Raw genomic sequence first — 24,455 nt, forward strand, 5'->3', positions numbered from 1 at the left:
CGATCTCGTCGCGGTCGATCAGCCGAACGTCTCCTGGGCCTCCTGGAACGCCTGCTCGAGTTGCCCGAGACCCCACTCGTAGGCCTCCTGGACGCTCATCGAGTCGGTGACGACGTTGTTGACCATCTCGCCGTAGAACCACTGGCGTTGCATGTACAGCGACTCGGGCGAGGAGATGTTGGCCTCGTCGACGCTGCCGTAGTGGTTGCCCCAGATCTCGTCCTGACAGTACTGGAGCTTCTCGAGCAGATGGGGGTGGGCCTCGAAGATGCCCTGGCTCTGGAACGCGTCGGACTCGATCACGTCGGAGTAGGTCGGCAGGAACCGGCCCGGATCCGCCTCGTAGAACCGCACGGTCCGCTCCATGCTGTCGGCGTAGAGCCACTCGAACCACTGCTTGACGTCCTCCGGTCTGTCGCCGTTCGAGAAGACGTGGTAGCCGTCCGGCGCCGGTGCGGACAGCCAGTTCTCGTCCTCGTCGATCTCTCCCCAGGTCGGGTACGCTCGGATCTGGGTGGCCTCGGCCAGCCCGCGGAGGGCGTCGCTGTCCTGGGCCTCGGCCGTGAGCGCAGTGACGCCGACCGGCCAGGCGTTGAGGTGATAGCACTGCGCGTACTGGCCCTGAATCCACTGGCTGAGCGACTCCGCCCAGCCGATGCTGGTCGGGTCGGGCGAGTACTGGGAGAGCTCCTTCATATACTGCAACACCGTCGTCACCTCTTCCTCGGGGAAGTGTACTTCGAGTTCCTCGCGCGCGTCAGGGTCCGTCCAGCGGAGGCCGATGCCGGAGACGCCCGCGCTCGCCAGGAGTACCAGGAACTCGTCCTGGCTCTTGCCGGTCGGCATCCCGGCCAGTCCGTACCCGCGGGCGTCCACGTCGTCCGCCTCGTCGATGGCTTGGGCGTTGTCGAGGACGTCCTGGAAGGTCTCCGGTTCCTCCAGCCCGAGCTGTTCGTAGATGTCCGCCCGATACTGGAAGTTCGAGACGTACAGGCCGTGGGGAATCTGGTAGAGTTCGTCGCCCTCACCGAGGAACGCGTTCGTGTTGATCTCCCCGTTGACCTCCTCGATCGACGAGACGACGTCGTTGACGGTCTCGAGCTGACCGGTTTCCCAGATGTCGGCTACCTGGTCGAACGTCGATGTGTTGGCGTCCGGCGGATTACCCGACTGGATTAACTGGGCGAGTCGACCCTCCTGAGTGCCGGACATCCCCCCTTCCTCGATGTTCATCGGGATGTCAGTCTCGTCCTCGAACTCCGACTCGAGCTCTCCCCAGAGCTGTTCCCACTGACTGTTGTAGTAGTCCGTGATGAAGTGAACGTCACCGTCGCCGCCACCGCCACCCAGACAGCCCGCCACGGCAGCCGCCATTCCGACACCGGTTCCCGTCAGTACCTGACGTCTATTGAAGTTGCTTTCCGACATCTGTGATCAATCCACACACGTACAGTGTTAACAGGAACCGGCATATAAAACTTCATTATTTATTCTGGAGGTCGCGCTGCTATTTTTGACTGCTGTTACGGGGTGTTATTATATAGCAGGTCGGCTGCCAGCCGAAATCCGCAGCGGGACGCAGCGAAGGGACGGCGTCGTATCGGGCGCTCGGTCCCGTATTCACTGCGGTCCGACGGTCTCGGAGACCCAGCCGGTGGCCCCGTCGGGCTTCGGGCCGTCCTTCTCGGGGATCTGGCGGTTCCCGTCACCGTCGCGTGCCCGGACGATTACCTCGTGCGTTCCCGACGCTCCGTACTCGTGGCGCCACTGTCGCCAGACGTCCTCGCCGGGGAGGGGATCGGACAGTTCGGCGTCGTCCCACGTGTCGCCGCCGTCGGTCGAGACCTCGACGGCCTCGATCCCTCTGGTGCCGGCGTAGGCGTGGCCGGCCACCTCGACGCGGCCGCCGCCCAGGCGGTTGACCTGCCAGAGCTTGGCGACCGTCTCGACCGGACCGGTGCCGTGCCAGCCGCGGTGTTCCCAGTAGCCCATCGTGTCCTCGTCGCGGACCTCGATCTCGGTCAGCCACTTCACGTTGATCTCGCCCCAGTGACCCGGGACGAGCGCGCGCACCGGCGCGCCGTGTGCCCGCGGCAGCGGGCGCCCGTTCATTCGGTAGGCCAACAACCCCGGCCAGAGCGCGTCGATCGGGAACTCGTTGTAATAGCCGTCCGCCCCGTGCAGGACGACGCGGTCGCCGCGAGGGTTCGCCTCCTCGAGGAGTCGCTCGACGGGAACGCCGCCCCAGAGGGCGGTGTCCATCTGCCGGCCGTTCAACTGATCGCCGACGCAGCGCAGCGTGACGAACCGATCCTCCGTCTCCATGGCCTCGATGTCCGAGACGTCGTACTCCGCTTCCTCCTCGACGGCGCCCGTGATCGAGAGCGACCACGCCCCGCGGTCGACGTCGGGGTTCACGTTGGCGATGTCGACCTCGTAGAAGTCCGTGCTGACCAGTGGCTCGAGCCCCTCGACGGCGAGGGACTGCTCTTTCGCCCGCGTGAGCAGCTCGCGGACCTCGGGACGGGCGTCCTCGGGGATTTCGAGAGCCGGCGGAAATGACTCCTCGCCGGTCCCGCGGACGAAGAGTCCGACCGCACTCAGGCCGATCGCCGACCCGACGGCCCCGAGGACGCGCCGCCGCCCCAGCGATCCGAGGGGGCCGTCCGCGCCGGCGCCGAGTAGACCCGTCCCGGCCGTCACCAGCAGGACGAGTCCGGCCCCGGCGGCGGTGCCGGCGCTCGAGACCGGCGACCGCGTCAGCCCGAACGCGAGCGCGCCCGGCAGGACCGTCCCGGCGATCACGCCGCCGACAGCCCTGGTGCTTCGGCGGGCCAGCGCGTCGGGGACGGGCTCGCGTCCCCGGAGGAGCAACACGCCGGGCAGCGCCGACAGCCCGAAGAGGAGACACGTCAGCGCGATGGCCGTCAGGAAGGCCACCTGGTGGCCGAGCGTCCCTAACTGCGTGATCGCGACGGTCACGAGCGCCTCGGGGCTGGCCGCGATGACGACGCGGTCCACCGGCGTCGCGACGAAGGCCGGCCGCCGACCGACTGACAGGTACGACCCGCCTACGGCGGCGAGCCCCGCGGCGAGCGCCACGGCCACCACGGGAAGCCACGTGCGCACCCGAGCGATCGACCCCCAAGTGCGTGACATTATCTATCAATATGGGGCGGGCGGACATGAAAGCTTCGCGGCCGTGGCCGGCTTCCGGAACGCCGTTCGGCCGCGCTGAGCGGACCGTCGACGGTCGACCGCCGCCGTGCCCGGTCTGCGCGCGTTCTCCGTTCCCGTCCGAGGAGCGGAGAGCCGACGGAACCGAGCGACCGGTTCGCCGTCGATCCCTGAGCGGGAGTACCGACACGTACTATTTTGTCCTCGTCGGCGCAATGATCGGGACGAGCATGCTGCCTCGCACACACTGTCGTCCACCGAGAGTCACCGCGCGCGTACGACGCACACCCGATCGCGAGGACCGCAGCCGATGACCGTCGTCGTAACGCCGTATCTCTTCGGGAGCGGCAGTCCGCGACTCGTCGACGAGATCCGCGACCGTCGGCCCGAGATCGACCTCGAACACGTCACCGACGAGGACGCGCTGCTCGAGGCGGTCGTGGACGCCGAGGTCGTCGTGACCGGACGGCTCCCCGACGACGTGTTGAACGCGGCCGACGACCTGCGGTGGGTTCAGGCGCTTAGCGCGGGCACGGACACGTACGATCACGACGCGCTCGCCGCCCGCGACGTCGCGCTGACGACGGTTTCGGGCATCCACGCGCGGCCGATCGGCCAGCAGGTGATGGGATATCTGCTCCATTTCGAACGCCGCTTCGATCGCGCGATCGCTCAGCAGCGCCGGCGGGAGTGGGAGCGCTACACGGGTGGCGAACTCGGCGATCGAACGATCGGCATCGTCGGGGTCGGGGCGATCGGCTCGCAGGTCGCCGACTACTGCACCGCCTTCGACGCGCGGGTCGTCGGCACGAAACGCGATCCGACCGACGCGCCCGCGGCGCTGGACGCCGTCTACGGGCCGAACGAGCTCGAGTCCGTTCTCGCCGACAGCGACTACCTCGTCCTCGCCTGCCCGCTGACCGACGAGACCCGCGGACTGATCGACGCCGAGGCGCTGGCGACGCTTGACGACGACGCGGTGCTCGTCAACGTCGCCCGCGGCGAGGTCGTCGACGAGCCGGCGCTCGTGGACGCGCTCGAGGGCGACGAACTCGGCGGCGCCGCCCTCGACGTCTTCGAGGCGGAACCGCTGCCCGAGGAGTCCCAGCTGTGGGACCGCGACGACGTGCTCGTGACGCCCCACATGGCGGGATCGACGCCCCACTACTGGGAGCGGTGTGCCGATGTCTTCCTGCGGAACTACGACCGGTTCCGAAGCGGGAAGGACCTCGAGAACAGGGTCGTCTGAGCGCTCGCGTGCCGCGTCCCGTCGGTCCGCCGCTCGATCACGGCCCGACCTTCCTGACCGAGTAGTGGCGGACGCCGTCGCGGTCCTCGTACTGGACCCGTTCTCGCCGCTCCAGCGTACCGAGCGCGCCGAGTGTGTCGAGTACCTGCGCCGGATATCGAATCTCGCCGGTGCGGTTTCGCGTGACCTCGATCGGCGTCGCCGGGCCGACCGTCACGACGGCCTCGAGCGTCTCCGCGGTCAGCGACTCGAGCTCGCTGCGCGTGCGCTCGACGACCCGCTCGGCGTCCGTAAAGACGGGGCCGTGGCCCGGGAAGACCCGGTCGAACGATCTGCCCTCGAGCCGGTCCATCGCCTCGTGGAACGCGTCGACGGCATCGTAGGCCCCGTGATCGATCCCCACGTGAATCGCCCCCGGGCGGAACGGCTCGATGAGCGCGTCCCCGCTGAAGAGGACGCGCCGGCCGTCGATCGTCGCCGCGAGGCTCGCGTGGTGGATCTGGTGACCGGGCGTGTGGATGGGCTCGAACTCGAGTCCCGCGACCGTCATCGGGTCGTCGAACGCGAACCCGACGGCCTCGTCCGGATCGAGCAGGCGCCGGTTTCGGTGCAGCGAATCCCGGGCGCGTTCGGCCTCGCGCTCGATCGCTTCGCCCTTGTAGCCCACTGACCGGCCGATCTCGTGAACGCCGGCGGCGAGTTCGTCGGCGTCGCGCTCGAGTCGCTCGAGCGCCGGCGCGGGCGCGTAGACGGTCGCACCGGCGTCGCGGAGCAGCGGCACCTGACCGATGTGATCGCTGTGGGGATGGGTGACGACGACCGCTTCGACGTCCGCGAGTTCGTGGCCCTGCTCGGTCAGCGCCTCGCGGATCGTCTCCGCGGCCCTGTCGTCTGGATCGCCGGTGTCGACGAGTATCGGTGCCGGCGTCTCGACGAGATACGCAGCGGCGTGTTTCGGCGGCCATTCGATGTCGAAATCGAGTCGCGTGATCGGCATCGAGACCGGCCCCGATGCGCGATCCGTCGGCGTACTCATCGCTCAGATGAGTTCGCGGGCGATCGTTCGTTTCTGTATCTCGTCGGTCCCCTCGAAGATGCGGAAGACGCGGGCCGAGCGGTAGTTGCGCTCGATCGGGAGGTCCTTCATGAAGCCGGCGCCGCCGTGGACCTGCATCGCGATGTCGGCGGCCTCGTTGGCGAGTTCGGCACCGCGAAGCTTCGCCATCGACTCCTCCTTGCGGGCACGCTCGCCGTTGTCCATCTTCCAGGCCGCGTAGCGGTAGAGCTGGCGGACCTGTTCGATGTCTGTCGCGAGTTCGGCCAGCTGGAAGGAGACGCCCTGTCGGTGGCCGATCGGCTCGTCGAAGGTCTCTCGGTTCCGGGCGTAGTCGACTGACATGTCCAGCAGGAACTGGGCGGTGCCGACCGACCCCGCGGCGATGTTGATCCGGCCGCCGCCGATCCAGCTCATTGCCGACTGGAACCCCTGATCGACCTCGCCCAGCACCTGATCCTCCGAGACTCGGCAGTCATCGAAGTGGAGTTCGGCGTGCGTGCCGGGGGTCATTCCCATCGCGCGGTGGATCGTGCCGACCTCGAATCCGGGGTTGTCGGCGTCGACGAGGAAGCAGGTGATCCCCTCGAGGTCGCCGTCGTCGCCGCTCGTCCGGGCGAACACCATCGCGAAGTCCGCGTACGGCCCGTTCGTGATGTACACCTTCTGGCCGTTGATGAGCCACTCGTCGCCGTCCTTCTCGGCTCGAGTGTCCATGTAGTGGGCGTCGCTGCCGTGTCCGGGCTCGGTCAGCGCGAAGCAGGTCGTGATCTCACCGTCCATCAGCGGCTCGAGGTACTCCTCGCGTTGGTCCTCGTCGCACTCGAGCAGGATCGGCGTCGGCCCGCCGGCCCCGCCGAAGACGGCGCTGTGGAATCCCGGCGGCCGGTTCGACATGTGCTCGCCGACGATCGCCCGCGTGAGGATGTCGACGTCGCCGCCGCCGACCTCCTCGGGCATCGTCATCCCGTAGAAGCCCGCCTCGGCCGATTTCTTCCGGATCCGTTCGACGACGTTCCGGTATTCGGGGACCTGTCGGTGGTTCTCGTCGACGATGTGCTTCTCGTAGTCGGCGCCGAGGAACTGATCGTACTCGTTCTCGAGCGGGGCGACCTCCCGTTCGATGAAGCCGTCGAGTGCCTTCTTGATCTGCACCGCTTCGGACGGTTCGCTGAAGTCCATAGGGCATATGACAGAACGTGCCCCATAAGTGTTACCGTGACCCACAGTTCGGCCGGCCGACTCGCCGGTCGCCGCGACCGAACCGGCGGAACCGCTGTTCAGTAGGGTGGAACAATTATATGACTCCGTCCGATGAAGATGATGTATGGCAACAACGAACGCGGAAGGTGGGAACAGGGTGCAGGCAGTCGTCAAGACTCTCGACATCCTCGAGGCGCTGTGGCAGGCCGAGGGGGCCGGAGTGACCGAACTGACCGAGCGGACGGGGTTGGCCAAGAGTACGGTTCACGCGCACCTGACGACGCTGCGCTCGAAGGGGTACGTCGTCCAGGACGGGGACGAATACCGGCTGAGCCTCCGGTTTCTCTCCTTCGGCGAGCACGTCAAACACGCCGAGCCGCTGTACCACGCCGCGGAAACGCCCATGGCGGACCTGGCGGATCGGACCGGCGAGCGGGTGCTCTGTTCGACCGAGCAGAACGGGCTCGGAATCATCATCGGTGCCCACGACGGCGAGCGCTCCGTCTCCTCGAACATCGACGTCGGAACCCCCACGTTCCTCCACTGCTCGGCGATCGGCAAGGCGATGCTCGCCCACTTCGACGACGAGAAGGTCGAGCGGATCGTCGACGACTGGGGGCTGCCCGCGTTCTCCGACGAGACCATCACGGAATACGAGACTCTGGTGGCGGAACTCGAGGAGATCCGCGAGGAGGGAGTCGCCTACAACCGAGGCGAGTACCTGTCCGGGATCAGCGCCATCGGCGCGCCGATTCTCGGCGACGACGACACCGTCTACGGCGCTATCTGTGTCGTCGGGCCACAACACCGACTCGAGAGCGAGTGGGACCACGAGGAGCTACGCGATCAACTGCTCTCCGCGGCGAACACGATCGAGGTCAACCTTCTCTTCTCGGACTGACCGGGGTCGATCGCACGGGACGTTCACCAGTCCTGAACGAGCGCATCATCCGGGAGATCGCGTCCTCCCCGACGAATGAGGGGACGAACGAGGATAGCGACGAATTCCGCCGTTCAGTCGAACGGAACGCGACCCGTGATTACAACCATATGTCTGTAATGGCGAGCGGATCGGTTCGCCGGACGGTCGTAGAATCTATCGGAACACGTGTGTCGGTCGCGGCGACACTGTCGTCTTCGATGCGACGACAGTTCCTCGAGCGAGACCTTTCGATCAGCGATCGCTACGGACGGGCGTATAACTATCGGATAATTGGGTAGAGTAGATATACATACGTAAACAGATCATTCAGTTTGTATCCATGTGGCATTTTGGTCGTAATCGAATAGCGCTGGTTGGTCGTCTATTCGGACCACATATGTCCTGATACTGCAGAATATCGATTTCTACCTCACTCATCAATCATTTCGCCCCCTCCCGAAGTATATTCATCAACAATCGGTTAGCTTTTCGAGAAGATATCGAATATAGATACATATATATTTGATTTAGTGCGATATCAGATGGCTAAGCTCGGGAAATCCAATTTAATCCTCAATGTGACTGTCGAGACGTTGCGATAACCTATCTCATTTCTATATTAGTAATCGATCAGTGAGTTATCCGGGTGGACGAACCGGTTTCGGCACTGAGAGTCGCTTCCCGATGAGTCGTACCACTGTGACGGTCATCGGACGTGATAGCCCGCGAACAATGCCGGCACGTCGATTAATGTCGGTCTCTCCCCAACGAATGGGACAGGATGGGGGTTGTAACGACGCTCCGGCGACTCGTGGGCGACGAGGGAGAGCTATACGAGTGCCGGAACTGCGGCGAGAAGTTCGATCGCGAGCTCGAGACGTGCTCGACCTGTGGCTCGACGGAGATCGCTCACTACGAGTTCTGAACGCGGCGTACCGCGGATCGTCGAACCGTCCGGCCGGATCGCGTCGTCGCGTGTCCGGCGACGAACGCATCCGTCTCGAGCCCCTCGGTCCGGTATGACCGATTCGAACGCGACCCGGACGGCGTCGACGATCGAGTCCCTCGAGCGCGACGTCGGAACGGTGCCACCGAGCGAGACGGAGACGGCGACGTTCGGCATGGGTTGTTTCTGGGGTCCCGACGCGCGGTTCGGCGCGCTGGACGGCGTCGTCCGAACGCGCGTCGGCTACGCCGGCGGAACGATGCCGGAGCCCAGCTACTACGCGCTCGGCGACCACACCGAGGTCGTCCAGCTCGAGTACGATCCGAACGAACTGTCGTACGACGACCTGCTCGAGACCTCCTGGTCGAACCACGACTGGGCGTCGACGGCGCCGAAGCGGCAGTATCGGAGCGTCGTCCTCGCGCACGACGAGGAGCAGTACGAGGCCGCCGTCCGCCAACGGACCGCGCTCGAGGACCGAGCCGGACGGTCGGCCGCGACCGAGGTCGAACGGCTCGACGAGTTCACTCGAGCCGAGGCGTCCCACCAGAAGTACGAACTCCGCTCGACGCCGGTCGTCGGCGACGAACTCGAGGCGCTGTACGGCGACGCGTTCGTCGACTCGACGGTCGTCGCCCGACTGAACGGGTTCGCCGCCGGGCACGGCGACCCGGCCCAGCGGGACGAACTGCTGGCGGCGCTGGAGCTCCCGCCGACGGTGCGGACGGAGCTCAGACGCCGGTTCTGATCGGGCGGGAGTCGGCTTCGGGACCGCGGACGGGGTTCTCGAGCCGACGGTCAATCGTCCTTATTTGTAGCTCGGGGACGAACGTCCGGGTATGACCGGCGACGACCGATACAAGGTGTTCGGGGTCTACCTGTCGGCGCCAGTGACCGACGCGCTCGAGGAGTATCTGTACGACGAAGCGGGCGTCCTCGACGTCGAGGGGTACTTCGACGACACCGCGGATTCGGTTCCCGTCGGCGACCCGGGCGCCGACGCGACCGACGAACTCGTCGCGGACGTGGTTGACTCCTTCCCCGCGCTCTACGACCGAGCGGACTTCGCGGCCGCGGAACGGATCGATCCCGACGAGTTCAGACTCGTCCACCTCGCCGCCGAGCCGGCTCGAGTCACCGACGTTCGCGAACGGTTCCGGGCCGCCGCCACCATCCAGGACGCCGACCTGCGGACGGTCCAGACGGCGACGCTCGCCGTCTATCTCGAGTCGAATCCGACCGAGCACGCTGACGGCGACCGAGTCCGTTGATGGCGCTGAGCGCACTGGCGGTGACCGTGTCCGCTGACGACGGCCGACGACGATAGTCCGTCTCGAGCGCGCTGCGTCGGACGGTCGCAGCGGCGGCGCGCTCCGTTGGAGATCCTCCGCGGCGTCGGCTACGCGTCCGGGTTCCGGCGCTCGACCATTCCCAGTCCGATCCAGGAGATGACGACCTCGTCGTTCTGGTTAATCCCCTCGAGGCGGCTGTCGACGTAGCCGCGTTTCGGATCGCTCTCGGAGACGCGTTTGTCGACAATCTCCGTCCGGACCGACAGCGTATCGCCGGGCCTGACGGGTCGGTACCAGCGGAGCTCGTCCACGCCGCGAGCGCCCATGCTGGCCTGGTCCTGGAGCGAGCCCTCAACGAGCAGTCGCATGCAGATCGACGCGGTGTGCCACCCCGAGGCGACGAGTTCGCCGAACGCGGACTCCGCGGCCGCCTCCTCGTCCGTGTGAAACGGTTGCGGGTCGTACTGCTCGGCGAACTCGAGGATCTCCTCCTTCGTGACGGTATACTCGCCGCACTCTCGAGTGTCACCGATCTCGATGTCCTCGTAGTACTGCATATTGCTGTCAGTGCGGTGTGCGAACAAGAGCCTATGGGAAGGGGAACCGCTCCCGGACGCCGGGTGATGCCGTCAGGCCCGTTGTAGCTCGTGAATGGTCACCCAGTGGTCGGAATACTCGGCCTCGTGGTCGCTGGCGTGACGGTTGGCGTCGGGCCAGTCGGTGCACTCGCGCTCGAGATCGCAGCTGTCACACTGGAGCCGGTATGCCATACGGTTACATCCCACGAGAATCGTCTTAAGCGTTCGTCACGATTTCGCATCCCGGATTGATTGGCTCTCTACCGCTAAGAATTCTCATAGATCGATTTCTCTCCAAAGAGTAGCAGGAAGCATCAGCCGAATATTCACTGCGGTCATATTGCAGTCTCCTCGCTCTGGCAAGATCCCGATTCAACTTCTCTTCTATTCAATGACCCGTGCCAAGAAATTGTTTAAAGAGAGAGGTGACGAGTACCGCGAGGATGACAAAGCGATACATTTGGGATATGGAGCGGAACTCGCTCGACAGTCGGAACGTCAAAACGATTTCCAATCCTACGGGTACCTCACCAACTATTTTGAATACAAAATAAGCGAAGACGAACTGAAGCCGACGAATATCTCTGAAATTACTCTCACGGCACTATTGGTTGCTCTCATCTAGTTCTTCATCGAGGTTGGCGGAAGAAGTCAGTCGGTCATTGACAGTGCTCATATTGCAATCTAATCGCACTCACGGGATTCAGTTATTCCTCTGGATAAAGCCAGATGAGAAAATCAAGGATTGCTACTATAGATGCCGCAGTAGTTAGACCCGTTATTACAGAAGTGAACAGCGCAACTATCGTAGTGATAAGAAGAAGTCCAATTCCGGCAGCCAACGCTTTTTTCTTTGATTTTCCTTGGAGAGACTTAAAGAAAGACGAATATTCTACTTCGGATCTATTTTCTGCTTTTTGTCGGTCTCTTATATTCCGTGTTCTTGCGCTATCATAGCCTGCAGCAAAAGCGAGAGTATAATAGAAAAGCAACATTAGCCAAGCCAGCGGCCCTAGCTTTGTTTGAGAAAAATTGAGGATCCAAACAGCTATAACCCCGGCAATTTGGATCAATAGTAGGCAACTAGCGAGAGTGCCGATTACAATACGGCGATTAGTTCTCCAAAACTCTCGTATACTCTCTACTGGAGCTAACATTCGGGTGGCAGAGTACGCTATTGCTGTTACTGAAGCAAAATTGAGGGCTCCAAGGAAAAGCATCGCATAGAGAGGAACCATCCCTAAACTCACTCCTACTACTCCAGCAACTACCAATAGATGAGCCAGTAGAGCGAATAGCATCGCTGCGATAAACCATCCGAGAAACTCTGAACGGTAACGGAGACTCTTAGCCCATTGAACCGGGCTGATTTTGTACATCATCTGAACGTCTAATTCCTGATAGATAAATCCAACTCTGTCATCCACGTTGTGACTCCAGTGATCCTATATTGGCAATACTTATCAGCCATATTCGAGAAACTTGGAGTTATGCTGAACCGACTATCTCGACGATCACTCTTAATGCTCGCTGGTGGGATCAGTCTCGCGGGTTGTCTAACTGGGAACGACGATAATGGGGAGGGGACCGATCCGGATGCAGGTGAGTCCGTAGAGCCCGAGGACGGATCGGATACACAAGATGATGGGGCCAACGACAGTGCCGGTTTTAACGAGTACGATTTCGAGGTCGATGTTCCTGAGGAACGGCATGAAGAGGCACTTGAGAACCTTCTCGAAGGTATCGAGATGCTAAACGATTCTGAGGAGGGTGACGAACTATACATTGATGGTGAGATCATCAGCTATACTGACGATGGGAATGCAGCCGAAATGGTGGTTGAGTACCCCGATGGCTACTCTGACCCGGATGACGATGAGGATCTCAACGAGACAGCGTACGCTGCTGGTGAGTTCATGGGTGAACGAATCGTAATTAGCGTACTTCTCGGCAGATACGCGTACAACGCGGACTCCCGTCCCGAGACATTCGAGGTCCTCTACATGGAGGATGGCGCTGACGAACCATTCGAGACCTCAACCTCTACAGCAGAGGAAGCCGCCGAGTTCTACGAAGAGGACGCCGACAGCGCAGACACTTGATCACGTCTTCGTAGACGAGAGTAACCGACAGGTCTGCGAGCATCTAAACCCGTTCCGCTTAAACAGACTATCTACCTTCATGGCGAGAATCCTGACCCTCAACCGAAAATTTCGTAGAGCAAGTTACCAAATACGCATACTCACGTACCGATCAATGTTCTAACCCGACCGGATTACTGCATTGAGTCGGTTGTTCTTTCCGACCCTCAATGCAGTAGATCACTCTGGTAGTTCCTCATAGAGATCGAGTTGGAGCTTGCATAGGCTCACGCTGCCGATTGTGAGTTCCCCTCGGTTCTTTGATAGACTGGTGAGATAGTTTGTGGTAGTGGTGGCTCCCATTGACGTTATCCCCGCCCTCAATGCCGCAAAATCTTCGGACAGATCTCATGGATTCATTGTGAATTAGTGAGATCTATCTGTGATATCTAATCGAAATATATGTATTCAAAACGCCCTATAATGTATCTATGAGTGAAAATGGGGCGTCTTCCCTACCGCCAGTACCACACGAGGACACCAAGATCTGGCGCTATCTTGACTTCACACAGTTGTTATCTATAGTTGAACGCAGTTCATTATGGTTTAGCAGAGCAGATACTTTTAATGATCCACTGGAGGGTTCATATTCTCGTGTCAATGTCGATAATCGAAGGAATGTTTACGAAAACACTGAAATTCCTGAAGAACGCATCGATGAGTTGGTTGAAGACCAATCGGTATCAGCTAAGCTCCACAGAAACTCGTCATACATAAATTGTTGGCACATCAATGATAGAGAATCGATGGCAATGTGGGAATTGTACTCTTTGGAAGGACAAGGTATCGCAATACAATCGCGAATTGACCGTATGAAGAAGGCACTCAGATCTGAGGGTGGAAAAATCAACCGCGAAGATACTCCTGTCGAAGAAGATCTTCCACGAGAGAAAATATTCACTATTGGAGCAGTTCGATACATCGATTACGATGAACATTGGATTCCAGAAGGTAACATGTATTCTCCACTTTTTCATAAGCGCCTGAGCTACCAACATGAAAAGGAATTTAGAATTGCTACATCACGGTTTTTCGAACTACTGGAACAGGCAGAAGGTGGTGTCAATACTATAGATGAGGTTAATCTTCCTGTAGGAATGTATATGGAGGTTGATGTTGAGGAGCTAATTGAGAATATTCACGTTTCACCTACAGCACCTGATTGGTTCCTTGAATTAATAGAGGATGTTTTATCTAAATATAGTATCGATACAGAATGTGTGACACGATCATCGTTGGTTGAAGACCCTGTATTTTAGATATTTATAAGGTGGTCCTCCCGCTGTTCCATCTATTCCTCTTTAGTCGCATGGTCATAGTGCTTATCCAGCACATCCATAGTCATGTCTACACGATCCGCCGTCACGTCTCGAGGTTGACCAGCATTGAGTGCTTCCGTCACGTACCCACGACGGAGTGCATGTGGACCGACTGAACCCGGGCATTTGCTTGCTGTGTTGGAAGGGGTCGCTTCACACCCCCGATGCTTCGATCCATTGGACAATTTGTGCATCCACCTACCGGTAGATTCGTGCCAAACGGGTGTGGTGAAAACCTGGGTCTCAGTCAGAAATCTCGCTGTGCCAAGTTACCAATAAACGCTCAAGTATGCGCGGTAAATGTTCTATCCGGGCGTTTCACAGCATTGAGTCGGTTGTTCTACCACCTGCCTCAATGCTGTAGATTACTCGAAGTTCCGTGTTGAGTTTGAAACAATGCCTCTGGGAATCCAGCATTAGTCATAGATACGTAGCTAATTCGGAAAGGAGGGAAATTTTGCTTATTCACCGCATTATAGCATTCCCGCAACTACTTGTTAAGTAAGGGAACGCCGTACTGCGATTCCACACAGAATTGGGAAGCGACTCAGTGAATTGCTGGTGGGATGCAAGACGAATACGCCGCTCTCTGGTGGTTTACTACTTCATGCGACGGAAGGAGTGTGATGGGTTGGGGCAGATTTGAACTGCCGACTTCCTCCGTGTGAAGGAGGTATCATAACCGGACTAGATCACCAACCCGCAGAGGGTTGTATCAGTGGGTCCAACTTAAGACTTCCTTTCACTGGCCGCCGTCGGACTCGTCCGCTGCGGGACTCGAGAGCGTCGCTCGAGCGCTCCCGGCCGCCTCACGGGCCTGTGCTTCGGCTTTCCGCTCGAGGTCCAGTAACTCCTCGCGGACCGCCTCGAGGGGCGTCGGTTCCGGCTCCGGCTCGGGATCTCGGCCGACGGCCGCGCGGAGCCGCGTCGCGGAGGGCTCGAGCGTCTCGCCGAGTCCGAGTTTCGCGTGTTCGGCCGCGCGGGAGAGGTAGTACCGGCTGTCGTGGAAGTGCTTGTTCATGTGATTCACTCCCATAGAGATGCCGGCAGTCGATATAGCCCTTTCGCAGGGGACAGAATTCGAACGGTCCCGCACGAGTCCGTCCGCGATCGGTTAGCATACGGCCCCAGACGCCCAGTAGCACTGCATGAACGAGTTACAGCCGGTCGCACTCGAGCGCGAGGGGGCGACCGCCGATCTGGTCGTCGCGAACGGACGGGTGTACGCCTCGAACCGGCGAGCGTTCCTCGAGCGGGACGTCGCCGTCGTCGGCGACCGAATCGCCGCGCTCCCGGCGGACGCCGCGTCCGTCATCGGTCCCGACACGACGGTCGTCGACGCGTCCGACCGCGTCGTCCTCCCGGGGCTGGTCGACGCCCACACCCACGCGGACATCCAGGTGACGCCCGAGCGCGCCGCGCCGTCGATGCTCGCCGGCGGCACCACGTCGATCGTCACCGAGACCTCCGGGCTCGGGCTGCTGTTCGGCGCCCGAGGCGTCGAGACCACCCTCGAGCGAACCGCCGAGTTGCCCGTGACGACCTACCTCACCCTGCCGCCCCAGTGGTTCGTCGACACCTTCGAACCCGCGCGGGGCGACGACGCGGACCTCGAGGCGTTCGTCGACCTGCTCGCGCGCGAGCGCGTGGTCGGCGTCGGCGAGATCGACTGGATCCACGTCGTCGACCGCGAGTCGCCGGTCGAACGGCTCTACGAGCGCGCTCGCGAGACCGGCGCGACGATCGTCGGCCACGGGGCGGGCTGTCGGGGCGAGTCGCTCCGGGCGTTCGCGACCGTCGTAGACAACGACCACGAGGCGATCGACGCCGACGGGATCCGCGAGCGGGCCGAACACGGAATCCACGTCGTCGGGCGCTGCGGGTCGAACCGCGACGATATCGACGCGCTCGCCGAGGCCGTCCCCGACGTCGATCGCGGAAGCGTCTCGCTGTCGACCGACGGCGTCTGGCCCGCCGACCTCGTCGACGGGGTCGGGATGGCCGACGTGGTCCGCCGCGCGATCGAGGCCGGCGTCCCCGAACGGGACGCGATCGACGCCGCGACGCGCAACCCCGCCGAACACTTCGGCCTCGAGGGGCGGGGCGTCGTCGCGCCCGGCGCGTTCGCGGACCTGCTCGTCGTCGACGACCTCGAGTCGATGGCCATCGAGACCGTGGTCGCCGACGGCGAGGTCGTCGTCACCGACGGCTCGCCCGACGTCGAGCCGCGGACCGACCCCTACCCCGACTCCGTCACCGACACGATTTCGATCGACTGCGACGCGGACCGCTTCACCGCGCCGCTCGAGGCCGCACCGGACGGCGTCGTCCGCGCGATGGAAGTCGGCCAGGGGCTCGTTACGACCGAGACGACCGCCGAACCCGCGGTTCTCGAGTCCGACGAGCGCGACGGAACCGCGGCGACCGACGCCCGATTCGGTCCCGATCCGGACGCCGACGTCCTCACGGCGACGCTGATCGACCGCGATCCGGCGACCGACGACCGCGCCTTCACCGGGTTTCTCACCGGGTACGGCCTCGAGACGGGCGCCGTCGCGACGAGCGCGGTCTGGGAGACGCCCGGGCTGGCGACCGTCGCCGCGGACACCGCCGACGCCGTCGTCGCCGCCGAACGCGTCGCGGAACTGGGCGGCGGGTTCGCCGTCGCTCGAGGCGGTGAGGTCGTCGCCGACCTCCCGGCGCCGGTCGGGGCGACGGCGGCCGACGCGCCGGTCGAGGACGTCGTCGCCGACCTCGAGGCGCTCGAAACCGCACTCTCGGCGTGCGGCGTCGATATCGAGGACCCGCTGCTCACCGTCCAGACGCTGACCTTCGTCGGCGTGCCGACGCTGAAACTCACCGCGTCGGGCTACGCCGACGTCCTCGGGCGGTCGCTGATCGGCCTCGAGCCGACGGCGGACTCGAACGCGTAGACGCCGGAATCGAAGCCGTAGCCGGCGGAACCGAACGCCGAGAATCAGTACTGCGGCTCCTCCTCCGGTTCGCCGTCGCGGGCGTTGACGACGCGACCGAAGGTGAACAGGCCGTCCGAGAGCCGATTGAGGTACTGAACGGCCTGTTCGTTGATCTCCTCCTCGTTGGCCAGCGCGACAGCTCGGCGCTCGGCGCGACGACAGACGGTCCGGGCGTGGTGGAGTTGCGCCCCGCGTTCGCTGCCGGTCGGGAGGATGAACGACCGCAGGGGCTCGAGCTCCTCGTCGTACTCGTCGATCCAGTCCTCGACGGTCTCGATGTGGTCGGCGCGGATCGCGGGGTCGTCTTCGTCGGGATCCGGGTTCGCGAAGTCGGCCTGGACGACGTGGAGGTGGTTCTGGATCTCCCGGAGCCGGTCGTCGACGTCGTCGTGGCCCGTCGGGCGGATCGTCCCGACGAGGGCGTTGAGCTCGTCGACGGTACCGTAGGCTTCGATGCGCGGACTGGCCTTCGAGACGCGGCTCATGTCCCGGAGGTCCGTCTGCCCGTCGTCGCCGCGACCTGTGTAGATCGACATGTCCGAGTGAACGGACGAGACGCACTTAATCCCTGCCGGCCGTCGTTCGAGCCCTCGAGCGGACGCTCCGGTGCCGACGCGCCGAACGCGTTCGGACGCCGCGCGTCGCGTTCCGTAACCAGTACGTTTTACACCCGCGACGCCCAATCGCCGCGCATGGCCATGGAACTCGATCACGAGTGCCCGAACTGCGGCACCGAACGGACCTTCTACCGCGCGGCGAGCACGACGCTGCACCTCGGCGAAAAGGTCAAGTGGCACTGTCCGGACTGTGACTACGGCTTCGTGCAGATCGGCGACGACGGCACCGCCGTCGACTCGAGCGCGTAACTAACGGTTCGACGCGACATTTCGATCGCTACGTTTCGTTTTTCGCCCGTCGTCGACTCGAGCGAGCAGCGACCGCCCTCGGAACTCGATCATCTCGACTCAACGACCCGCGAGCTCAACAGCGACCGAACGCACCGCGGCGATCACTCGTCGTCGGACTCGAGGGCCTGCCACGAGAGCCGCGGGGACCGCGCCGCGCTGGTCTGGTCGATCCGGCGCGCGGTGGTCCGTTCCGGCGCGTCCGCGAGCGTCTCGTCGTCCTCTCCGGCGACGGCGTTGAAGGCGGCCGCGAGTCGATCCAGCGTCTCCATGCCCTCGACCTCGGTGGGTTCGGTCATCAGCGCCTCGGGGACGATCTCGGGCCACTTGGTCGTCGGCGGGTGGACGCCGTAGTCGAGCATCCGCTTGGCGACGTCGGCGGCGTCCTGGTCGCCCGCGCTGGCGACGAACTCGTGGTGGAACGGCTCGTAGGGCACGTCGTACTCGATCTGACTCGCGAGGTAGTTCGCGTTCAACACCGCCGTCGCGCTGGCGTCGGCGAGCCCCTCGTCGCCGAGCCGCGCGATGTAGGCGAAGGCCTTGACGAGAACGAGCCAGTTGCCCTGGTAGCCGTGGACCTTGCCGATGGTGTGTTCGGGGTCGAACAGCTCGTAACCCAGTTCGCTCTCACTCTCCCCGTTCTCTCGCACTCGAGGCGCCGGCAGGAACGGCGCTAACTCGTCGACGACGCCGACCGGGCCCGCGCCCGGACCGCCGCCGCCGTGGGGCGTCGCGAACGTCTTGTGGACGTTGTAGTGCATCACGTCGAAGCCCATGTCGCCCGGTCGGGCCCGACCGAGTAGGGCGTTCAGGTTCGCCCCGTCGTAGTAGAGCAGGCCGCCCACGTCGTGGACCATCTCGGCGATCTCCTCGATGTCGCGCTCGAAGAGGCCGAGCGTGTTCGGGTTGGTCAGCATCAGGGCCGCGGTGTTCTCGGAGAGGGCCGCCTCGAGCGCCTCGAGGTCGACCCGACCGCCGTCGTCGCTGGGCAAGGAGACGACGTCGTAGCCGCCCAGCGCCGCGCTGGCGAAGTTGGTCCCGTGGGCGCTCTCGGGGACGATGACCTCGTCGCGGTCCCCCTCGCCGTTGTGCTCGTGGTAGGCCGCGGCGACGCGGATGCCGACGAACTCGCCGGCCGCGCCGGCGGGGGGCTGCAGCGTCACCGCGTCCATGCCCCCGATCCGGCCCAGATAGTCCTGGAGGCGATACATGAGCTCGAGGGTCCCCTGGGTCGATCGTTCCGACCGGTCGGGATGGACGGCCGCCGCCGGGAGCGCGGCCACGTCCTCGGTGAACTTCGGGTTGTACTTCATCGTACACGAGCCCAGCGGGTAGGGGCCGCTGTCGATCCCGTAGATCATCTGGGAGAGGCGCGTGTAGTGGCGCGCCAGTTCGGGTTCGGAGAGCTCCGGGAGTTCGAGCGAGTCCCGGGTCAGGTCGTCGGGCAGGGGCGAGCCGCCGTCCGCGGACCCGTCATCTCCGTCATCGCCGCCGTCCCCGTCGCTCCCGCCGATCTCGACGCGCGTCAGGTCCTTCTCCGAGAGCAGGGGCTCGTACTGCCCGTTCTCGACGTAGCGGGCCTGATCGTAGCGGACCTGTTCGGCTCGCGGATCGATGTCGCTTTCGTCTCGATCGCTCATCGAACCACCTCCTCGAAGGCCGCGACGAACGGATCGATCCGCTCGTCGGGGACGCCGGCGACGCAGACCTGCAGTTCGTGGTCGCCGACGACGTGGACCGCGAAGCCGCGCTTCTCGAGGTCGCCCGCGATCGCCGGCGCGGGCTGGTCGACGCGGACGACGAACTCGCGGAGGTGGTGTCGGTCGTGGACCGGCGCCTTGACGCTGACGATGTCGTCGAGGCGCTCCGCGAGGTCGTCGGCGCGGGTGACGCCCCGCTCCGCGAGGTCGACCATCCCGTTCGGGCCCAGATACGCGGCGTGCATCGCGGTTCGCAGCGCGACCCAGGCCTGATTGGTACAGATGTTGCTCGTGGCCCGTTCTCGGCGGATGTGCTGTTCGCGGGTCTGCAGCGTGAGCGTGTAGGCTCGTCGGTCGGTCGCGTCCTCGCTGGCGCCGACCAGTCGACCCGGAACCTGTCGGAGATAGTCTTCCGTCGTGGCGAACAGCCCGAGGCCCATCCCGTAGCTCGTCGGCAGCCCCAGCACGCTCGCGTCACCGACGACGACGTCGGCGCCGACGTCCGCCGGCCGCTGGAGCACGGAGAGCGCGATCGGGTCCGAGCCGAGGACGAACAGGGCGTCGTTCTCTGCCGCGAGCGCGCCGATCGACTCGAGACCCTCCTCGATCGTCCCGCGAACGGTCGGGTTCTCGGCGTAGACCATGACGGTCTCCTCGTCGACCAGCCCCTCGAGCGCCCCGACGTCGGCGTTGGCGTCGTCGGTCGGGTACGCCTCGACCGCGAGGTCGGTGCCGGCGACGTAGTTCTCGAGCGTCGAGCGCCGTCCCTCGAGCAGGAGGTCGGGGACGAGCACGCGGTGCCCGCTGGTATCGCGGACGCGTTCTGCCAGCGTGGCGGCCTCGCCCAGCGCCGTCGCGGCGTCGTACATCGAGCAGTTGGCGATCTCCAGGCCCGTCAGTTCGACCAGCAGCGACTGGTACTCGAACAGCGCCTGCAGGAACCCCTGGGACACCTCGGGCTGGTACTGCGTGTAGGAGGTGAGAAACTCCGAGCGGTCCGCGAGGTGGTCGACCAGCGACGGCACGTAGTAGCCGTAGTGGCCCCGCCCGAGCAGCTCGGTCAGGTCGTCGTTGCGACCCAATATCGAGCGCACCAGTCGTCGGGTTTCCCGTTCCGTTCGCGCGTCGATGTCGAAACGCCCCTCGAACTGGACGTCCGACGGGATGTCGAAGAGATCCTCGACCGTCTCCGCGCCGACCGCCTCGAGCATCGCCGAGCGGTCCTCCTCCGTGTGGGGAGCGTACGGGCTCCCCGTGGCGTGTGATCCGTGCATGGCTAAGCGTGATCTCGATCGATCGAGTCGATCCGTCTCCCCCCGCGTCGACAGCGGCGTTCGATACGAGGCACGATACTGGCCTCTAACGGGTACGGGGGTAATGAACGCACTCGTTTCGGAGCGACTGGCCATCGAATCGCGGCCGTTCGATCGCGACAGTCACACAGTTGACATACCCTGCAGTCGCCACACGGACCACTATACGGGTACGAAGTGTCGGAGGGTGGCATGGCCGACAGCGACGATATCGACGAGGACGGCCCGCTCAACCGGGAGGATCAGGAGATCGGCGCGACGGCCGCCACCGATTCCGACTCCCTGCTCGGCGTCCTCCCGCACTTCTATCGGGGCGAGGTGAGCCAGGCAAACAGCGCACAGGACCGGATCGACCGGACGACCGACTGGGCGATCACGCTGCTCGCCGCCGTGCTCTCGCTCGTCTTCTCGAGTCGGAACATGCCGGCGTTCCTGCTCCTGGTCGGGATCTTCGTCCTGTCGATCTTCCTGTTCTTCGAGGTGCGTCGGTACCGGTTCTACGACCACTGGCGCGCTCGCGTCCGCTTCGTCCAGGAGAACGTGTTCGCGAACGCCTTAGAGCCGACCGGGGTCGAACACCCGGCCTGGCGCGAGGAGTTGAGCGACGACCTCCGGAATCCGACTTTCAAGGTCTCGACTCGAGAGGCGCTTTCCCGGCGGATACGACGCGTTTACGGGTTGCTCTTCGCAGTGGCCGGCGTCGGCTGGGCGTTCAAGGTCACGCTGTTCACACCGGAACAGCAGTGGACCGAGGCCGCCGAACTGCCGGGGATCCCCGGTACGGCCGTGGCGGTACTGCTCGCCGTCTTCTTCGCGTGCGTAATCGCGGTCGCCCTGTGGCCGGGAGGACGGCAGGCGAAAGGCGAGATCCACGGCGTCGAGCCGGGCGACTGGAAGAACGACTGAGGGGCCGCCGATCAGGCGTCCGAATCGTCACCGGCATCGGAATCGACGCCATCGTCGCGCTCCGCGTCGGCGTTCGACGCCGTTCGGTCGGCTGCCTCCGTGTCGGTAGCGCCGGACTGCTCGAGCGACGCGTCGGTCGCGGTCTCGGCTCCGGTCCCCGTCCCGTCGGCGCGCTCTCGAGCGAAGATATCGAGCACGACCTTCGCACCGCCGAGGACGACGGGGCCGATGAACAGCCCCACGGCGCCGAAGGTGATGAGGCCGCCGAAGATACCGACGACGATGATCGCGGAGTTGATCGCGCCGGTTCGGCCGATGAGGGCGGGTCGGAGATAGGTGTCCGAGACGGTGACGAAGAAGCCGTAGACCGCGAGCGCTGCGGCGGCGACGGGACGACCGACGGCGACCAGGTAGATCGAGACCGGAAGCCAGACGCCGAACGCCCCGACCAGCGGGAGGAGCGTCAGCACGAACGTGAGGACGGTGAGCAACACGACGGCGGGGATACCCAGCACTGCGAGTCCGACCCCGAGCATCACCGCCTGAATGGCCGCGACGAGGACGTTGCTGATGACCGACGCCTGCATGAGTTGATCGAGTTCGGTGAATAGCTCCCGCTGGATCTCGTCGTCGATCGGGACGACGCGATAGAGCCAGTCGATCAGGCGATCCCCGTCCCGCAACAGCGCGAAGCAGACGAACAGCGTAATCGTCAACCCGATCAGGATCCCCGGCAGCCCGCCGACGATATCGAGCGCACTGTTCGCGAGGCCGCGGAGACCGGTCGAAATCGCGTCCTGATAGGATTCGTACAGGCTGGTCAGATCAACCGGATATCCCCGGTCGGCCAGCGCTCCTTCGATCATCGCGAGGTCGATATCTCCCTCGCGAATGGCCTCTACCAGCAGCGTCGACTGCCGGAGCGCGACGCTGATGATGTAGAGGAGCGGGATGACGATGACTAGCAGCGCGACGATGACGCTGACGAACGCGGCGATCATCGGCCGGACGCGCTCCTCGAGGCGTTTCTGGAGCGGAAGCAGGATGTACGCGAGAACGACCCCGAAGAGGACGTACTGCACGTACGGCAGGACGATGACGAGTCCGAGAACGACGGCGATCAGCGCGAGCAGGGCGAGCACGGGTTGCTCGACGACCCACGCCGGCGGCTCTGGGCGCTCTGGCATATTTCCGATTGCAACGTCCCGACAGATTAGTCCACTGAACCGTGTCCCGGTGGACAAAACGGGTCGCTCGAGCGCTCGGGTTCGGACTCGAGGCGAGCGCTCGCTCGCACAACTGCTCGCTCGCAGAAATCTACGCTACAAAGATCGCTACTCGACGTACCGGTACTTCCGCTCGCCCATACGACCCCAGCCGTCGAAGACGAACTCCGACTCGGGGGTCGTGAACTCCTCGACGTCGACGTCCATGTCGTGGTTGTGGACGTCGTGCACCTCCTCGTAGTCGTCCCAACTCATGTCGTACCGATCCTCGAGTTGGTCGTCGACGTTCAGCGCCTCGATCTCCGCCTCCCAGCCGTCCTGAACGACTTCGGAGTGGATTTCGGCCTGCGCGCCGCTGCCGTACGAGCCGACGAGCAGCGCCTCGTCGGTCATGTCGCGACCGTTCTCGAGCGCGTGTTTGAGGGCGCTGACGCGGGCGACGTGGACGGAGCCGGTGTACCAGTTGCCGACCTCGCGGGAGATCGACAGCGTCGGATCGATCGTCTCCGCGTACCACTCCTGGTAGGCCTCGGTCTCCTTGAGCAGGTCCATGTACTCCCGCAGCGCGTCGCGGTAGTCGTCATCGGTATCGAACGCTTCGGGGCGGGGCTGGCGACCGATCTCGTCGGCCAGATCCTCCTCGAGGCTCGTATCGCGGATGACGTGGCGGTAGGCCAGCAGCGCGGCCTTCCGGACCATGCCCGGGAACGGCGTGTGGAACGGCGCGTAGGCGAAGTCCTCGGAGTGGACGTCGCCCGCGACGCTCTCGTAGTCCTCGAGGGCCTCGCGCATGCGAGCGAGATACACCTGCACGGAGCGTTTGCCGTCGACGGAGGGGAACTGCTGGTTCGGCTTGAGGAAGTCGGTCTCGTCGGCCGAGCCGTAGCCCTGCTCCGCCGAGAGCTCGACGAGGCTCGGGTCCTCGCTGATGAGCATCGCGACGGCGCCGGCGCCCTGCGTCGCCTCGCCGGCGTCGCCGCGGGCGTACAGCGCCGTGTCGGTCGCGATGACCAGCGCCGATCGGCCGCGGTTGCGGCCCGCGCGGATCCAGTTGTAGGCGTCGTCCAGACTCTGGGTGCCCGCGATACAGGCGAACTTCCGCTCGCCCTTGTTGGCGTGGTGGAAGTCGCCCTCGAAGACCTGCTCGAGACAGCCGGCGACGTACGTCGAAACCGGCTTCGAGTTGTCGAAGGCGCTCTCGGTGGCGACGTCGATTCGACCGATGTCGTCGGGCTCTAAGCCCTTGCGCTCCATCAGCCGGTGGGCGGCGTTGGCGCCCATCGTGACGATGTCCTCGTAGCTGTCGGGGAAGGAACTGGCGTTCAGCCCGAGCCCTTTCGTGTACTTCTCGGGGTCTTCGCCCTTCTCGGGGGCGAACGTGCCGGGGAGGTCGAGTTTGAGATTCCCGGTCCAGATTTCGATGGCGTCGATACCGACTGCAGTCATGTCTCGTCAATGGGGATGACGATACATGATATTGTCGTTCGACGTTTCGACGTCCGACGAACACCAGTAATCGGCGCGGGAACGGACGGCTGAAACCGATTCG

At 63.7% G+C, this 24,455-nt stretch carries 23 protein-coding genes and 1 tRNA gene; 10 read left to right on the plus strand and 14 right to left on the minus strand.

Annotated elements, in window-relative coordinates:
- Window positions 1–18 precede the first annotated feature (18 nt).
- Window positions 19–1,428, minus strand: a complete 1,410-nt coding sequence (locus WD430_RS14740) for an ABC transporter substrate-binding protein (protein ID WP_339103185.1) — start codon at window positions 1,426–1,428, stop codon at window positions 19–21.
- 192 nt (window positions 1,429–1,620) lie between these two features.
- Window positions 1,621–3,159: a molybdopterin-dependent oxidoreductase gene (locus WD430_RS14745; RefSeq protein WP_339103186.1), complete on the minus strand. Its 1,539-nt coding sequence runs from the start codon at window positions 3,157–3,159 to the stop codon at window positions 1,621–1,623.
- Between the two features lie 328 nt (window positions 3,160–3,487).
- On the opposite strand from WD430_RS14745, the gene WD430_RS14750 reads away from it, so the two are divergent.
- On the plus strand, window positions 3,488–4,426 hold the full coding sequence (locus WD430_RS14750; protein WP_339103187.1) for a D-2-hydroxyacid dehydrogenase: 939 nt from the start codon (window positions 3,488–3,490) through the stop codon (window positions 4,424–4,426).
- Window positions 4,427–4,463: 37 nt separating this feature from the next.
- On the opposite strand, the gene WD430_RS14755 is transcribed toward WD430_RS14750, so the two are convergent.
- Both WD430_RS14755 and WD430_RS14760 read right to left on the minus strand, forming a co-directional pair.
- Entirely contained in the window at window positions 4,464–5,462 is a 999-nt protein-coding gene (locus WD430_RS14755) for an MBL fold metallo-hydrolase (protein ID WP_339103188.1), read from the minus strand.
- A 3-nt stretch (window positions 5,463–5,465) separates the two neighbouring features.
- Window positions 5,466–6,662, minus strand: a complete 1,197-nt coding sequence (locus WD430_RS14760) for an acyl-CoA dehydrogenase family protein (protein ID WP_339103189.1) — start codon at window positions 6,660–6,662, stop codon at window positions 5,466–5,468.
- A gap of 145 nt (window positions 6,663–6,807) precedes the next feature.
- On the opposite strand from WD430_RS14760, the gene WD430_RS14765 reads away from it, so the two are divergent.
- The 4 genes from WD430_RS14765 (at window position 6,808) to WD430_RS14780 (ending at window position 9,822) form a co-directional block, all read left to right on the plus strand.
- Entirely contained in the window at window positions 6,808–7,584 is a 777-nt protein-coding gene (locus WD430_RS14765) for an IclR family transcriptional regulator (RefSeq protein ID WP_339103190.1), read from the plus strand.
- An 802-nt stretch (window positions 7,585–8,386) separates the two neighbouring features.
- Window positions 8,387–8,530, plus strand: a complete 144-nt coding sequence (locus tag WD430_RS14770) for a hypothetical protein (protein WP_339103191.1) — start codon at window positions 8,387–8,389, stop codon at window positions 8,528–8,530.
- 94 nt (window positions 8,531–8,624) lie between these two features.
- Window positions 8,625–9,299: a peptide-methionine (S)-S-oxide reductase gene (locus tag WD430_RS14775; RefSeq protein WP_339103192.1), complete on the plus strand. Its 675-nt coding sequence runs from the start codon at window positions 8,625–8,627 to the stop codon at window positions 9,297–9,299.
- Window positions 9,300–9,390: 91 nt separating this feature from the next.
- Window positions 9,391–9,822: a hypothetical protein gene (locus WD430_RS14780; RefSeq protein WP_339103193.1), complete on the plus strand. Its 432-nt coding sequence runs from the start codon at window positions 9,391–9,393 to the stop codon at window positions 9,820–9,822.
- A gap of 128 nt (window positions 9,823–9,950) precedes the next feature.
- On the opposite strand, the gene WD430_RS14785 is transcribed toward WD430_RS14780, so the two are convergent.
- The 3 genes from WD430_RS14785 to WD430_RS14795 all read right to left on the minus strand — a co-directional run bounded on the left by WD430_RS14785 (window position 9,951) and on the right by WD430_RS14795 (window position 11,848).
- Window positions 9,951–10,400: a MaoC family dehydratase gene (locus tag WD430_RS14785; RefSeq protein WP_339103194.1), complete on the minus strand. Its 450-nt coding sequence runs from the start codon at window positions 10,398–10,400 to the stop codon at window positions 9,951–9,953.
- Window positions 10,401–10,472: 72 nt separating this feature from the next.
- Window positions 10,473–10,613 carry a hypothetical protein gene (locus WD430_RS14790; protein WP_339103195.1) on the minus strand — a complete coding sequence of 47 codons (141 nt, stop codon included), beginning with the start codon at window positions 10,611–10,613 and terminating at the stop codon, window positions 10,473–10,475.
- Window positions 10,614–11,128: 515 nt separating this feature from the next.
- On the minus strand, window positions 11,129–11,848 hold the full coding sequence (locus WD430_RS14795) for a hypothetical protein (protein ID WP_339103196.1): 720 nt from the start codon (window positions 11,846–11,848) through the stop codon (window positions 11,129–11,131).
- 96 nt (window positions 11,849–11,944) lie between these two features.
- Between WD430_RS14795 and WD430_RS14800 the strand changes: the two genes are divergently transcribed.
- Both WD430_RS14800 and WD430_RS14805 read left to right on the plus strand, forming a co-directional pair.
- On the plus strand, window positions 11,945–12,523 hold the full coding sequence (locus WD430_RS14800) for a hypothetical protein (RefSeq protein WP_339103197.1): 579 nt from the start codon (window positions 11,945–11,947) through the stop codon (window positions 12,521–12,523).
- 470 nt (window positions 12,524–12,993) lie between these two features.
- Window positions 12,994–13,821, plus strand: coding sequence for a DUF2971 domain-containing protein (locus WD430_RS14805; RefSeq protein WP_339103198.1), 828 nt, complete (start codon window positions 12,994–12,996; stop codon window positions 13,819–13,821).
- Between the two features lie 687 nt (window positions 13,822–14,508).
- Here the strand turns inward: WD430_RS14805 and WD430_RS14810 are convergent.
- Together WD430_RS14810 and WD430_RS14815 are read right to left on the minus strand one after the other, a co-directional pair.
- A tRNA-Val gene (locus WD430_RS14810) sits at window positions 14,509–14,583 on the minus strand.
- A gap of 40 nt (window positions 14,584–14,623) precedes the next feature.
- Window positions 14,624–14,902, minus strand: a complete 279-nt coding sequence (locus WD430_RS14815) for a hypothetical protein (protein WP_339103199.1) — start codon at window positions 14,900–14,902, stop codon at window positions 14,624–14,626.
- 127 nt (window positions 14,903–15,029) lie between these two features.
- Between WD430_RS14815 and WD430_RS14820 the strand changes: the two genes are divergently transcribed.
- Window positions 15,030–16,814: an adenine deaminase C-terminal domain-containing protein gene (locus WD430_RS14820; RefSeq protein WP_339103200.1), complete on the plus strand. Its 1,785-nt coding sequence runs from the start codon at window positions 15,030–15,032 to the stop codon at window positions 16,812–16,814.
- 44 nt (window positions 16,815–16,858) lie between these two features.
- On the opposite strand, the gene WD430_RS14825 is transcribed toward WD430_RS14820, so the two are convergent.
- Window positions 16,859–17,392, minus strand: coding sequence for a cob(I)yrinic acid a,c-diamide adenosyltransferase (locus tag WD430_RS14825; RefSeq protein WP_339103201.1), 534 nt, complete (start codon window positions 17,390–17,392; stop codon window positions 16,859–16,861).
- A gap of 156 nt (window positions 17,393–17,548) precedes the next feature.
- Here WD430_RS14825 and WD430_RS14830 point away from each other — a divergent pair, with 156 nt between their 5' ends.
- A complete protein-coding gene (locus WD430_RS14830; protein WP_339103202.1) occupies window positions 17,549–17,722 on the plus strand; it encodes a hypothetical protein in 174 nt (57 codons plus the stop codon).
- Between the two features lie 143 nt (window positions 17,723–17,865).
- Here the strand turns inward: WD430_RS14830 and gcvPB are convergent, their stop codons facing one another.
- Complete coding sequence (gcvPB, locus tag WD430_RS14835) at window positions 17,866–19,401, minus strand: aminomethyl-transferring glycine dehydrogenase subunit GcvPB (protein WP_339103203.1); 1,536 nt, start codon at window positions 19,399–19,401, stop codon at window positions 17,866–17,868.
- Window positions 19,398–20,735, minus strand: coding sequence for an aminomethyl-transferring glycine dehydrogenase subunit GcvPA (gene gcvPA, locus WD430_RS14840; RefSeq protein WP_339103204.1), 1,338 nt, complete (start codon window positions 20,733–20,735; stop codon window positions 19,398–19,400). Before gcvPA ends, gcvPB begins: the two co-directional genes overlap by 4 nt.
- A gap of 231 nt (window positions 20,736–20,966) precedes the next feature.
- Between gcvPA and WD430_RS14845 the strand changes: the two genes are divergently transcribed.
- On the plus strand, window positions 20,967–21,680 hold the full coding sequence (locus WD430_RS14845) for a DUF2270 domain-containing protein (RefSeq protein ID WP_339103205.1): 714 nt from the start codon (window positions 20,967–20,969) through the stop codon (window positions 21,678–21,680).
- An 11-nt stretch (window positions 21,681–21,691) separates the two neighbouring features.
- Here WD430_RS14845 and WD430_RS14850 read toward each other — a convergent pair whose 3' ends face one another.
- Both WD430_RS14850 and hmgB read right to left on the minus strand, forming a co-directional pair.
- Window positions 21,692–22,867 (minus strand): AI-2E family transporter, encoded by a 1,176-nt coding sequence (locus WD430_RS14850; RefSeq protein WP_339103206.1) that lies wholly within the window; start codon window positions 22,865–22,867, stop codon window positions 21,692–21,694.
- A 147-nt stretch (window positions 22,868–23,014) separates the two neighbouring features.
- The gene (gene hmgB, locus WD430_RS14855) at window positions 23,015–24,352 is read right to left on the minus strand and encodes a hydroxymethylglutaryl-CoA synthase (protein WP_339103207.1); all 1,338 of its coding nucleotides are present in this window, start codon (window positions 24,350–24,352) and stop codon (window positions 23,015–23,017) included.
- Between the last annotated feature and the right edge of the window lie 103 nt (window positions 24,353–24,455).

Origin of the sequence: Haloterrigena sp. KLK7 (genome assembly GCF_037914945.1) — an archaeon.
Taxonomy (GTDB): Archaea; Halobacteriota; Halobacteria; order Halobacteriales; family Natrialbaceae; genus Haloterrigena; species Haloterrigena salinisoli.

Coding starts and splice junctions, on each gene's coding strand:
- WD430_RS14740 (WP_339103185.1), bottom strand. CDS start 1,428: ATGTCGGAAAGCAACTTCAATAGACGTCAGGTACTGACGGGAACCGGT.
- WD430_RS14745 (WP_339103186.1), bottom strand. CDS start 3,159: ATGTCACGCACTTGGGGGTCGATCGCTCGGGTGCGCACGTGGCTTCCC.
- WD430_RS14750 (WP_339103187.1), top strand. CDS start 3,488: ATGACCGTCGTCGTAACGCCGTATCTCTTCGGGAGCGGCAGTCCGCGA.
- WD430_RS14755 (WP_339103188.1), bottom strand. CDS start 5,462: ATGAGTACGCCGACGGATCGCGCATCGGGGCCGGTCTCGATGCCGATC.
- WD430_RS14760 (WP_339103189.1), bottom strand. CDS start 6,662: ATGGACTTCAGCGAACCGTCCGAAGCGGTGCAGATCAAGAAGGCACTC.
- WD430_RS14765 (WP_339103190.1), top strand. CDS start 6,808: ATGGCAACAACGAACGCGGAAGGTGGGAACAGGGTGCAGGCAGTCGTC.
- WD430_RS14770 (WP_339103191.1), top strand. CDS start 8,387: ATGGGGGTTGTAACGACGCTCCGGCGACTCGTGGGCGACGAGGGAGAG.
- WD430_RS14775 (WP_339103192.1), top strand. CDS start 8,625: ATGACCGATTCGAACGCGACCCGGACGGCGTCGACGATCGAGTCCCTC.
- WD430_RS14780 (WP_339103193.1), top strand. CDS start 9,391: ATGACCGGCGACGACCGATACAAGGTGTTCGGGGTCTACCTGTCGGCG.
- WD430_RS14785 (WP_339103194.1), bottom strand. CDS start 10,400: ATGCAGTACTACGAGGACATCGAGATCGGTGACACTCGAGAGTGCGGC.
- WD430_RS14790 (WP_339103195.1), bottom strand. CDS start 10,613: ATGGCATACCGGCTCCAGTGTGACAGCTGCGATCTCGAGCGCGAGTGC.
- WD430_RS14800 (WP_339103197.1), top strand. CDS start 11,945: ATGCTCGCTGGTGGGATCAGTCTCGCGGGTTGTCTAACTGGGAACGAC.
- WD430_RS14805 (WP_339103198.1), top strand. CDS start 12,994: ATGAGTGAAAATGGGGCGTCTTCCCTACCGCCAGTACCACACGAGGAC.
- WD430_RS14815 (WP_339103199.1), bottom strand. CDS start 14,902: ATGAACAAGCACTTCCACGACAGCCGGTACTACCTCTCCCGCGCGGCC.
- WD430_RS14820 (WP_339103200.1), top strand. CDS start 15,030: ATGAACGAGTTACAGCCGGTCGCACTCGAGCGCGAGGGGGCGACCGCC.
- WD430_RS14825 (WP_339103201.1), bottom strand. CDS start 17,392: ATGTCGATCTACACAGGTCGCGGCGACGACGGGCAGACGGACCTCCGG.
- WD430_RS14830 (WP_339103202.1), top strand. CDS start 17,549: ATGGCCATGGAACTCGATCACGAGTGCCCGAACTGCGGCACCGAACGG.
- gcvPB (WP_339103203.1), bottom strand. CDS start 19,401: ATGAGCGATCGAGACGAAAGCGACATCGATCCGCGAGCCGAACAGGTC.
- gcvPA (WP_339103204.1), bottom strand. CDS start 20,735: ATGCACGGATCACACGCCACGGGGAGCCCGTACGCTCCCCACACGGAG.
- WD430_RS14845 (WP_339103205.1), top strand. CDS start 20,967: ATGGCCGACAGCGACGATATCGACGAGGACGGCCCGCTCAACCGGGAG.
- WD430_RS14850 (WP_339103206.1), bottom strand. CDS start 22,867: ATGCCAGAGCGCCCAGAGCCGCCGGCGTGGGTCGTCGAGCAACCCGTG.
- hmgB (WP_339103207.1), bottom strand. CDS start 24,352: ATGACTGCAGTCGGTATCGACGCCATCGAAATCTGGACCGGGAATCTC.